An 11146-nucleotide genomic window follows, 5' to 3' on the forward strand; every position below is an offset into this window, starting at 1 on the left:
TGGCGGCCGGAGCGGTCTCGTCCCCCGACCTGGAGGCGAGTTCGGGCCGGCCTGTTACGAGATTCTCGCTCATAGGGAAACTCCTTCGACGTCGGGCGTCGTCGCCACAGCCAGGGACGGGATCAGGTCGGCCACCTGCTCGGGCCGGATCACGATGTGGACGGGTAGGCAGGTTGCGACCGCTGCCGATACGAGCGGACCGTGCCCTTGCGAATCACCGGACACGGACTGCGACAACACGATCAGACTGCTGTACGAGACCCGGGCGTGCCGCAGCACGATGCCCTCGTATGCGCGTGCGAACCCGCGGAGGAACATCAGGTCGGCGACGTGGTCGGGCCGGGTGGCGAGCCTGCGGAGACGTTGCCCGTATCGGTCCACGAGAGCCGTCCCGAATCGGAGGACGGAACCGTCGCTGACGAAAGCGGGCAGGCGCGCCTCATGGTCGGTGCGGTATTCGAAGTCTCGCAGCGCGTTTCTGATGTGGGTGAACTCTCCCGAATCCAACGGCCCGGTCGACGAGGGCCACGGGACCGCACTGGAGATCACGGGGATTCCGATCCCATCGGCGATCTCGGAACTGATGTCCGCCGTCGCGGCCGCGTCGGTTCCCAGCACAGCGATCCGCGCGTTCATGAGTGCTCCTTACGCGTCGGCAACTCGTGGGCGAGCAGACAGGATCCGGTGACGCCGCCGAAGTCCGTGACCACGAGATCGGCACTGCGCCAGACGGCACCGCTCCGGTGGATCGTCGACAGTCGCCGCACTCTGACCTGCCCGCGGAATGGCCGGCCGGCGTCGCGATCGGGTCCGGCCGCGACGAGTTCCAGTTTTCGCATCCACAGTGTGTTGCTCGTGGTGCGGTCGACCCCGTCGAGACGGTAGAGCAGCACCTGGGACAACTGCGCGGCGCCGAGTACAGCATCGATCACCGAAACGGAACGCGGCCAGGCTGTTTCGGCACCGCCGAAGGTAGTTGTGGTGTCGATGTCGATCTCGACGGTCGCGGTGACGGAATCGCTGTCGACGGTGAGGTCACGCGCGGTAAGGGTGTGCGATTTGTAGCCGCCGAGGTAGAAGGGCAACACCTGCGCAGACGGCCCGGGGACCCGGTCCGTACCGCCGCGGTGCTGCTCCCCTGCTCCGGCGGGGTGGATCAGCGTCATCGTTCCCCGTAGTTGCCCGACCCGGAAGGTCGCGGTGGTTGCGACGGTGCCGGCCGGAAGTTGTTCGACGCCGGTCACCACCGCCGAAACCGGAACCCGGTGCAGATCTTCTTCGGGTCTGGTCCCGGCCGAGACCTTGGCATGCGACACCCACACCTGGGCCTGCTCATCCGGATCGAGTCTGCGTGTGTAGCCGAGTGCGGCTTCGAGCAGTGCCGCGGCGAGGGCCACCGTGTCGATCGACGACACGTGCGGGGCGAGTTCCTTCGAACCTTTCTCCGACCAGCGCCGGGGGTAGTCGAGGACCGCCACGGCGCGGTGCTCGGTTCCCGGTGCGGTGGATCGCCCCAGATCCAGATCGATGAGATCGTGGTTCACATTCTTGTAGCCACGCCCGAAATAGCGATGGTCGGCGGCCCCCAGCACGTCGTCGAGGGAGGGCTGGACGGTCGAGGACGTCACAGCGCACCCGCCATCACGTCCACGGCCACCGCGCGGTGGGCCGGTGGCGGGGGCGGGGGCGGCAACGTCACGACCTGGCCTGCCCAGGACAGCCCCGCACCGAACGCCAGCAGCAGCGCGGTGTCTCCTGCTCGGGAGGTCCCGGTACGGAGCAGATCGGCCACCGCCAGCGGTACCGACGCCGCCGAGGTGTTGCCGTGGATTTCCACCGCGGTCGCGACGACCGTCCGCGCGGGATCGATGTCGAGGGCTCGGGTGAGGCAGTCGGTGATCCGCAGATTCGCCTGGTGCGGAACGAACGCGTCGAGATCAGCCACCGAAAGTCCGGACAGGTCGAGGATTCTGCGGGCGACTTCCGGCATCGTCGTGGTCGCCCAGCGGTAGACCTCGAGTCCGTTCATCCGCACCGCGGGACGTTCGCATTCGGGGTCGGTTCGCAGTTCTTCCCACGACGGGGTCTGGCGGATGGCGTCGTACTTCGATCCGTCCGACCCCCACACCACCGGGCCGATCCCGTTGTCCGTGGTCGGTGCGACCACCACGGCACCTGCGCCGTCACCAAAGATGAATGCGGTGGACCGGTCGGTGCGATCGGTGTTGTCCGACAACCGCTCCACCCCGATCACCACGGTGTACTCGGACGCACCCGCAGCAACCATGTCCGCGGCGATCGCGAGTCCGTGGTTGAATCCCGAACACCCGGCGGACAGGTCGAAGGCCGCGGCGTTGCGTGCGCCGATCATGTCGGCGACCAGCGCCGCCGCGGACGGTGTCTGCAACAGGTAGGTCGAGGTCGCGACGATCACGCATCCGACGTCGAGCGGGTCCACCCCCGCACCGGCCAATGCATCCTGGGCCGCCGCGGCCGCCATCGCCGGAACGGTCTCGCCGTCACCGGCGAAACGTCTCTCCCGGATCCCCGACCGGGCGCGTATCCATTGATCGCTCGAGTCGAGATCGAGACATATCTCCTCGTTGTCGACAACCCTGACCGGCAGATAGTCGCCGCACCCGACGATTCCGGAGTTTCGGATCGCACATCTTCCGGACACCCCCATCGAAGCCCCCCTTCAAGATCGACTGTATGTGGGTATGGAACATACCGCCGTACAGTGACATGCGCCAATCCAGCCGGTGAACTCTTCCAGCAGGTCGCGGGGGACAAGTTCAGGGTCGGTAAGATGCGCGAGGTGGAAACTGTTCCCTCACGGCGCGAGGAGTACGCGCTGCGCACCTACGATGCGCTCGTCGAGATCGGCGCCGACCTGTTCGCGAGCCAGGGGTATGCGAACACGTCGATCGAACAGATCGCCAAGGTGGCACGTGTAACCAAAGGTGCGGTCTACCACCACTTCTCCGACAAGCCGGCACTGTTCGCCGAGGCTTTCCAGCGCGAGTGCTCAGCCGCACTCGACAATGCCCGATCGACGCTGGACCCGGAACCTGACGACGTGGTCGAGGCGATCGTTCAGGGTCTCGCCCGCATCTTCGACGAACACGCCGCCAACCCGCGACTCCGGTCCCTGACCCAACAGGCCACCAGTGCGATCGGCGAAACCCGGCGACGGGAGATCCAGGCCGGCAGTTCCGTGCCCGTGGTCCGTGCGCTCCTCGAACAGGCGTCGCACTCCGGAACGCTGGTCGGGGTCGATGAGGACTTCGCCGCAAGAATGATCCTCGAACTCGGCTTCTACGCTCTCGTCTCCTATGCCGACGACCCGACGCCGACGACTCGTACGGTTGCCGAACACACGCTCGCCAGTTTCATCCGCGGGTTGTCCGCTCGCCCCGGCGAGACCGGACCGCAGAACGGGGAATCGAGACCGACATAGTGTGCGACTTTTCGCGCCGACAGCGACAACGACGTCGGTTTCGACGAGCCCTCATCACCTTCCCGACGCTCGTCGCGTTCGGTGTGCCACCGAACCCTCTCTGCAGTGCCCACCGAAAGAACCTCCCCGCCGGGACGGATAGCGGACAATGAATACCCACCGGTAGAGAGGTAGTCCCGCATGACCCCGGACCGTGACGCGCATGAGGACAATCCGAACCTGTGTGGAAGTAGGTTCCCCCGCAGGACATTTCTCGGCGGCGCGGGCGCACTGCTCCTCGCGAGCATGGCCGGAGTCCGTTCGGCGGCAGAGAATACGGCTGCCGCGTCACCTCTCGGCACCCTTCCCGCACGGCCGAACATCGTCGTCATCATCACCGATCAAGAGCGGCAACCGATGTACTGGCCGGAAGGCTGGGCAGAGCAGAATCTGCCCAACCGCCGCCGGCTCGCGGATCGTGGGCTCAGCTTCACCCGATCCTTCTGCAACAGCGCGATGTGTTCGCCGAGCCGCAGCACGTTCTTCACCGGGCTGTATCCCGCGCAGCACGGCGTCACCAGCACTTTGACGGAGGGCGGCACCCTCTCACCCACGGAACCGCAATTGCAGGTGGGTGAGCAGAACATCGCGAAAGTCCTCGCCTCGGCCGGATACGACGTCCACTACCGCGGCAAGTGGCACATGAGTAAGGGCGCCGACGGTGGCGAGCCCACCAGCGAGGATCTCGCAGCTTACGGATTCGACGGCTGGATTCCGCCCGAAGCGGGCCAGGACACGGACCCCGCGCACTTCGGCGGCGGATGCGTCGATCACGATGGGCGTATCGCACAGCAGGCCGCCGAATTCCTTGGCAACGTAGATACAAGCGGCGGTAGGCCTTTCGCTCTCGTCGTCTCGTTCGCCAACCCCCACGACATCCTCGCGTATCCCCAGACCTGGAACCAGCAGAACGGGGATTGCGACAACTACGGTTCCGTGGCACCCGAATGTTTCGAGCAGGGAATCGACCTGCCGCCCACCGTCGACGAGATCCTGGCTCTCAATCACAAACCGACGGCCCAGGTTCAATCCGCGCTGCTGATCGGGGGCGCTCTGGGCCCGTTGATCGGCGATCAGCAGAAGAAGAACTACGTCAATTTCTATGCATACGTACAGAAGGTGGTCGACCGTCACATCGGCACCGTGCTCGACGCCATGGAGGCCAGACCGGGCCTGCTCGACAGGTCGCTGATCATCCGCATGTCGGACCACGGCGAGATGGGTCTCTCGCACGGAGGCCTACGGCAGAAGGTCTTCAACGCGTACGAGGAAACAACCCGTGTCCCACTGGTCATCAGTAATCCGGTGCTCTTTCCGCAGCCCGTGAAAACCGACGTGCTGGCGTCGCTGATCGATGTGATGCCCACCCTCGCCACATTGGCCGATGTGCCCGACCGCTCGGCGTGGACCTTCCGCGGCACCGATCTGACGCCGGTCATCTCCGCCGCGGTCACCAACCCCGGGCTACCCGCCGCGCCGGTTCAGGACACCCTTCACTTCACGTATGACGACCAGAATCCCGGTGCACCGAACGGTCAGACGATCGTCACGGAGCCGAGTCACATACGCGCCATCCGGGACAACCGCTGGAAGTACGTCATGTACTTCGATCCCGCCGGCATGATGCCACCGCAGTACGAGTTGTACGACCTCCACGAGGACCCGTTCGAATTACACAATCGCGCAAGCCCGTTCAACGTCGGTTACTACGACCCCGAGCAGGCGGCGGCGATGCATGCGAAGTTGTTCGAGGTCATGGCGTCGAAGGGTACGACACCGGCGCGGGGAACCGCCTAGGCCGTCATGCCCCCACCCGGCCGTCAGTGCGAATTCCGGTTCTACGAGGAGCTGAACGACTTCCTGGCGCCGGGACTTCGGGGGCACACGTTCACGCACCGCTTCGACGGGACACCCGCGATCAAGGACCGGATCGAGGCGCTGGGGGTGCCGCACACCGAGGTTGATCTGATCCTGGTCGACGGCGAGTCGGTGGAATTCGACCACCGGCTCCACGGCGGCGAACGGGTCGCCGTCTATCCAGTGTTCGAACGCTTCGATCTGACCGGCGTCACCCGTCTGCGACCGCAGCCGCTGCGGGAGCCCGCCTTCGTTCTGGACGTGCATCTCGGTCGCCTCGCCGGCTACCTGCGGCTGCTCGGCTTCGATGCCCGTTACCGCAACGATTTCTCCGACACCGATTTGGTGGAGATCTCTCGCACCGAGCACCGAACAGTCCTGACGCGCGATACCGGGCTGCTGAAGCGCTCCGCACTCACACACGGGGCTTTCCTGCACGAAACCGACCCGCGCCTGCAGCTGCGGGAGGTGCTGAATCGGTTCGATCTCCGTTCGCGAACAGCGCCGTTCACTCGATGTCCGCGCTGCAACGGGTTACTCGCACCCGCCTCCCGAGAGGAGGTCCTGGCTCAGCTCCCACCAGGCGTGGCCGACGAGAATTACAACTTCAGCCGGTGTACGAGCTGCGGTCACGCGTTCTGGGCCGGCAGCCACCTACCTCGGTTGCGCCGACGTCTGGCGGAAGTAGGGATCGACCTTGCAGTAGCCCCGCAGGATTTGGAGTGACTCCTCAGGAAGCGTGACGCAGTTCGGCGGCGAACTCTGCCGAGCAACCGCAGCCGCCCACGATGTCCTCACAGCCGATGATCAGGCCATGCCTGACCTCGGCCAGCTCGATGCAGGTGTCGTCAGTGCATTCGGACGGGCGCAGGACGTGCACGATCAGCGTTCCGTGACAGTGGTCGATGTCCGCCTCACAACGTCCGCACACTCTGTTCACAACTGCCGCCCTCCACACCTCGCGTTTATCGCCTGCTCTGTTGATACCACCCGCGCCCGACAGGCTCGGGAGGCACGCAAGGTGTGTCGACTAGTTTCGTTCGAGTTCGAAAGGATGTGTGGCCAGGAGGGCAAGGGGTAACGGCTGCCGGCGCAGCACCTGCGCCCACACGTCGACCCGGGCCGGCGCGACCACATCGGACGCCAGCGCCGAGATCACCATCCAGTCGTCCCGCTGCAACTCCGAGTCGAGCTGACCGAAGGTCCAGCCCGAGTAGCCGGCGAAGACCCGGACCCCCTCCACCAGCGGGGCGACGATCTCGGGATCCGAGTCGAGATCCACCATCACCACCCGGCCGTGCACGCGGCGCAGACCGTCCACCCCCTCGATCTGCGCACCGGTGCGCAAGGTGGCCAGGCAGAGTGCGGAGTCTCGCTTGACCGGGCCACCCAGGTACAGCACGGCGGGACGGGCGGCGAGCGGGGCCCACTGGGCCAGCACGTCGTGCACCGCGGTTTCGCTGGGTCGATTGATGATCACGCCGAGACTCCCGGCGTCGTTGTGCTCGATCACATAGATCACTGTGCGACGGAATGTGGGCTCGGTCAGGTCTGTGGACGAGACCAAGAGGCTCCCGGGGCGAACCACCGGTTCCGTCGACGCCATCCGATCTTCGGGTTCTTCTGCGTGCGCCACCCGAACATCATCCCACCGCACGCGAGTGGATGTAACGCAGCACGCGGCGGTTCGCGTCGCTACCTCGCGCGAAGGCCCGCCGTCTCGGCGAGCACGGCGAGCTGGTGCTCGAACAGAGCGTCGGGTGCGGTGAACGTATCGGTGCCGTATTGTCCGAAAACTTCGAAATTGACGGCCCCGAACACCGCGGACCACACCAGGACGCCCCGGGCGAGCGCCTGATCGGGAAGGTCGAGACCGAGCTCGGCCCGGACGCGTGCGAGGTCCGCCGCGAGCACGTCGTCGATGGGTGGCGAATCGGCCGACGTCAGGGTGCCCGCCCGGTGCGCGCGATCGAATATGCCGACGAGTGCGTAGATCACCCGGGTTCCGGGAGTGGTGGTTCGCTCACCGGGCGCGTGGTAGCCGGGTACCGGACTGCCGAAGAGCAGGCCGTAGCGCGCGGGTTCCCGTAACGCCCAGTCCCGCACCGCGCGGCCGAGCGCCAGGAACTGTTGCCGCGGATCCGCGGTCGATTCCACCGCCGACTCCACCTCGTCGCCCAGTTCGTTGTAGCCGTCGACCACGAGAAGCGTGAGCAACTCGTCGCGACTCTTCACGTACCGGTACACGGCCGAGGAGACGACTCCGAGGTCGCGCGCGACCGCTCTCAGCGACAGTGCCGCGGCACCGACGGCGGCGAGATGCTCGCGGCCGATACGGGTGATGTCCTGCAGTGTCTGTTCGCGAGCGCGTTCCCGGGGCGTTGCTGTCATGGCCTCCAGGGTGGCAACCACAGAGAGCGGTGTCAACAAACGAGAGCAGTGCTCTTGACAATCCACGGCAAGCGTTGCATTCTCGATTGACAGAGAGCAGTGCTCTCGCATATCGGACGACAACAGACCCCGGGAGTAGAAATGTCGAACATCGAAATCGTCACCGGAGCGGGACCGGTCGGCTGGACCGTGGCGCAGCAACTCGCCGAGCAGGGACGACGAGTGCGCGTCCTGACCCGCTCGGGAAGTGGACCCGACCACCCCTTGATCGAGCGCAGGAAAGTGGATGCCTCCGACTCCGCCGCACTACGCAAGGCAACCGAGGGAGCCGGCGCCGTGTACCACTGCATCCACGCCGCCTACAGCGTCGACCACTGGGAACGCGAACTTCCCGCGGCGGAAAGAACCGTGCTGGGGGTGGCCGGGAGCATCGGTGCCGTCGTGGTCTTCCCTGAAAGTCTCTACTCCTACGACACCACGCATCAACCGATGACCGAGCGCACCCCCCGCACGGCGTCCACCGGCAAACGCGGCGTCCGCACCCGGTTGCTCCGGGCCCGTGCCGCGTCGTCGACATCCACCGTGAGTGTGGTCGCGTCCGACTTCTTCGGACCGCAGGTGCTGAACGCGCACGCCGGCGAACGCATGCTTTCCGCGGTGCTGACCGGCAAGACGCTGCGGGTACTCGGGTCCGCAGATCTGCCGCACTCGTTCACCTACGTTCCCGACCTCGCCACGGCGATGATCGCGGCCGCACACGACCCCGAATTGTGGAACTCGGTGCTGCACGCGCCCACCTGTGCTCCGGTGACCCAGCGGCAGGTGGTCGAGCTGTACGCGACGGCGGCCGGAGTTCCCGTTCCGAAGGTGGGGACTCTTCCCGGCTGGGCGGTGCGGGGTGGTGGCCTCGTCCACCGGGGAACCAGGGAACTCGCCGAGATGCTCTACCAGTTCGAGGAGCCGTTCGTCATGGACTCCACCGAGAGCGAGGCACGACTCGGACTTCACCCGACCCCGCTGTCCGAAGCCGCGAGGAAGACCGTCGAATGGTGGCAGGACAGGGTCGTGACCGCAGCCGGATAATGTCCTGTGAATGGCGAAGCAGCTCGGGAACCGGCGCGAGGCGTGGCGCAGAACACTCGACACGCTTCGACGGTCACCTGGGCTCGGACGGCTCGCCACCGTCCGCTTCGCGAGTCAGCTCGGCGACGGCATGTTCCAGGCCGCACTCGGCGGCGCGATCCTGTTCAACCCCGAACGCGAGACCGACCCGGTCGCCATCGCCGCCGGCTTCGCCGTGTTGCTGCTGCCGTACTCGCTGATCGGACCCTATGCGGGAGCACTGCTCGACCGTTGGGACCGGCGGGCGGTGCTGCTGTGGGCGAACGTGTCGCGTGGTGTGCTCATCCTCGCGAGCGCCGTGTTGCTCTCGGCCGGCGCCGGTGAGACGCCACTGCTCCTTCTCGCCCTGGCCGCCACGGGCGTCAGCCGCTTCGTTCTGGCAGGAATTTCTGCCGCGTTACCTCGCGTGGTGCGGCCGTCGTGGCTGGTGGCCACCAACTCGGTACTCACCACCACCGGAACCGTCTTCTCCGCGGCGGGCGCGGCCATCGCGGTCACCGTCATCGGACTGGTGGGAGCCGGTGACCGCGGATCCGGGATCGCGGTGGCGGTGGCGGTGTCTGGTTCCGCGATTGCCGCAATCACCGCGTCCCGGTTCCCCCGACTCCTCCTCGGCCCCCTCGCCGGGGAAGAACCCGGCTACGGTGTCGTTCGCGCGGTCATGTCGGGATTGCGCAACGGCGCGGTGGCCGTCTGGCAGGCGCCCGGTGTCACGACGGCGATGATCGGGATCGGCACCCACCGCATCGTATTCGGTATCAACGTGTTGATCATGGTCCTCGTCCTGCGGGACACCACCGCCACGGGCGCGCTGCCCGGTGGGCTCGCGGGTTTCGGTATCGCGGTGGCCGCGACCGCGACCGGCATGTTCCTCGCCGCCCTCACCACGCCCTTCGTCGTTCCCCGCCTCGGCCGGTCCCGCACCATCACCCTGGCCCTGATCCTTGCCCTCGCGGTGCAGTTGAGTCTGGTCACGACTCTGATCCACATCTTCCTGTTGTGCGGGGCACTGCTCCTCGGGTTCGCCGGGCAGACCATCAAGCTGAGCGGCGACGCCGCGATGCAGATCGAGATCGACGACGACCGACGCGGTCAGGTGTTCGCCCTCCAGGACACGGTGTTCAACGTCGCGTTCATCGCATCTCTCGCAGCGGCATCCTTCGTGGTCGCGCCGGATGGCCGCTCGCTGGGACTCGTGCTGGCCGGCGCAGGCATCTACGCGCTCGGCCTGGTCTGCGCGGTACTGAACAAGAGGCGCGAAGGACGCTGAGCAGTGCTGACGCGCGTCGGGTAGCGGAACGTTCTGCAGGCGAACCTGCATCGTGGGTTCCTCTCGGATCTACGTTGGATTTCCCAACTCACTCCTCCCGGCGGCGGGTATCACGTCAACAGGACGCGTCCGGAGGAGATATGCCGGCTCCACCCGGCTTCCCGGAATTCCGACTTCCCGATTCCACGTCCCGGCACCCGACGGATCGGTGAAGTAGCGGGCCTCGTCCTCGGCGTCGTAGTCGAGGACGGAGTGGTCGGTCACGCCGTCGCCGTCCACGTCCCACATCGCGTCGTCGAGGAGTCCGTCACCGTCCAAGTCCAGCCGCACGGCGTCCAGCCCGCCCGGCGCTCCGAGGTCGAGGTCGGCCGGGGAGAACCAGGTGGTGGGCGTATCGAATCCGGTTCCGAACGAGTACTCGAGAGGGTTCATGTAGGGGTAGGACGCAGCGAACGGCCGTCCGGTTCCGAATTCACGGGTGCCCGGGTCGGCGAATTCCTTTGTGACAGTGAGACCGCATCGTGACCCTGACGGGACCTCGCGAGCGGGGTGGCCACACCGCGACGATGGGCCCCTGGTGTTATCTTCAACGCTGGTCTTGAAGGTCCGGCCGCCGTGCTCGGACCGTCGAAGTGGAGGGGTCCCCGTGGTCGAGCGCGCCAAGTCACCTGTGTGGTCCGTGGCGGGGGCGTCACTGTGCGTGGCCACCGTCGCGGCCGCCACCGTGGTGTTCGGAGCAACCCCGGCCGGTGCCGACGGGATTCCGTGGCTGCCGGTAAACTCCTGTGGTGAAACGGGTTTCAATCCGGCCAAGGAACCGCCCACCCCCGGGAACCCGCTGCCCCAGATTCCACCCACGCTGAACATCCCGATCCCGTACCCCGAGTTCGTACCCGTACCGGTGCCCGGCCCACCCGCCGACCACACACGTGTGGAACAGGACCTTCCCGCCGACCCCTGCGCAGACCCGTGCCCCGACCTCACCGACAAGGTGGACGAAGACCCCG

Annotated in this window: 12 protein-coding genes and 1 pseudogene; 6 read left to right on the top strand and 7 right to left on the bottom strand. The window is 66.4% G+C overall.

The window, feature by feature from the left end:
* Positions 1-69: 69 nt before the first annotated feature.
* From WAW17_RS00630 to WAW17_RS00640, 3 genes are read right to left on the bottom strand one after another with little or no spacing between them, the layout of a single operon-like run.
* Entirely contained in the window at positions 70-636 is a 567-nt protein-coding gene (locus WAW17_RS00630) for a hypothetical protein (RefSeq protein WP_422331098.1), read from the bottom strand.
* Positions 633-1628, bottom strand: coding sequence for an AvrD family protein (locus WAW17_RS00635; protein WP_422331099.1), 996 nt, complete (start codon positions 1626-1628; stop codon positions 633-635). Before WAW17_RS00635 ends, WAW17_RS00630 begins: the two co-directional genes overlap by 4 nt.
* Positions 1625-2686 (bottom strand): beta-ketoacyl-ACP synthase III, encoded by a 1062-nt coding sequence (locus WAW17_RS00640; protein WP_422331100.1) that lies wholly within the window; start codon positions 2684-2686, stop codon positions 1625-1627. Before WAW17_RS00640 ends, WAW17_RS00635 begins: the two co-directional genes overlap by 4 nt.
* Positions 2687-2740: 54 nt before the next feature.
* On the opposite strand from WAW17_RS00640, the gene WAW17_RS00645 reads away from it, so the two are divergent.
* The 3 genes from WAW17_RS00645 (at position 2741) to WAW17_RS00655 (ending at position 6082) form a co-directional block, all read left to right on the top strand.
* Entirely contained in the window at positions 2741-3460 is a 720-nt protein-coding gene (locus WAW17_RS00645; RefSeq protein ID WP_422331101.1) for a TetR/AcrR family transcriptional regulator, read from the top strand.
* Between the two features lie 180 nt (positions 3461-3640).
* On the top strand, positions 3641-5296 hold the full coding sequence (locus WAW17_RS00650; protein WP_422331102.1) for a sulfatase-like hydrolase/transferase: 1656 nt from the start codon (positions 3641-3643) through the stop codon (positions 5294-5296).
* 6 nt (positions 5297-5302) lie between these two features.
* Entirely contained in the window at positions 5303-6082 is a 780-nt protein-coding gene (locus WAW17_RS00655; RefSeq protein ID WP_422331103.1) for a Mut7-C RNAse domain-containing protein, read from the top strand.
* Between the two features lie 4 nt (positions 6083-6086).
* On the opposite strand, the gene WAW17_RS00660 is transcribed toward WAW17_RS00655, so the two are convergent.
* The 3 genes from WAW17_RS00660 to WAW17_RS00670 all read right to left on the bottom strand — a co-directional run bounded on the left by WAW17_RS00660 (position 6087) and on the right by WAW17_RS00670 (position 7747).
* A complete protein-coding gene (locus WAW17_RS00660; RefSeq protein WP_422331104.1) occupies positions 6087-6296 on the bottom strand; it encodes a hypothetical protein in 210 nt (69 codons plus the stop codon).
* A gap of 90 nt (positions 6297-6386) precedes the next feature.
* Positions 6387-6992 carry a YqgE/AlgH family protein gene (locus WAW17_RS00665; RefSeq protein ID WP_422331105.1) on the bottom strand — a complete coding sequence of 202 codons (606 nt, stop codon included), beginning with the start codon at positions 6990-6992 and terminating at the stop codon, positions 6387-6389.
* A gap of 59 nt (positions 6993-7051) precedes the next feature.
* A complete protein-coding gene (locus WAW17_RS00670) occupies positions 7052-7747 on the bottom strand; it encodes a TetR/AcrR family transcriptional regulator (RefSeq protein WP_422331106.1) in 696 nt (231 codons plus the stop codon).
* A gap of 141 nt (positions 7748-7888) precedes the next feature.
* On the opposite strand from WAW17_RS00670, the gene WAW17_RS00675 reads away from it, so the two are divergent.
* Positions 7889-8830 (top strand): NAD-dependent epimerase/dehydratase family protein, encoded by a 942-nt coding sequence (locus tag WAW17_RS00675; protein WP_422331107.1) that lies wholly within the window; start codon positions 7889-7891, stop codon positions 8828-8830.
* A gap of 10 nt (positions 8831-8840) precedes the next feature.
* Positions 8841-10139 (top strand): MFS transporter, encoded by a 1299-nt coding sequence (locus WAW17_RS00680; RefSeq protein ID WP_422331108.1) that lies wholly within the window; start codon positions 8841-8843, stop codon positions 10137-10139.
* A gap of 69 nt (positions 10140-10208) precedes the next feature.
* Here the strand turns inward: WAW17_RS00680 and WAW17_RS00685 are convergent, their stop codons facing one another.
* Positions 10209-10571, bottom strand: a complete 363-nt coding sequence (locus WAW17_RS00685; RefSeq protein ID WP_422331109.1) for a hypothetical protein — start codon at positions 10569-10571, stop codon at positions 10209-10211.
* A gap of 247 nt (positions 10572-10818) precedes the next feature.
* Between WAW17_RS00685 and WAW17_RS00690 the strand changes: the two are divergent.
* A pseudogene (locus WAW17_RS00690) lies at positions 10819-11146 on the top strand (carbohydrate-binding protein); the annotation flags it as partial.

The sequence above is a fragment of the Rhodococcus sp. (in: high G+C Gram-positive bacteria) genome, from assembly GCF_049286785.1.
Classification (GTDB): domain Bacteria; phylum Actinomycetota; class Actinomycetes; order Mycobacteriales; family Mycobacteriaceae; genus Rhodococcus_F.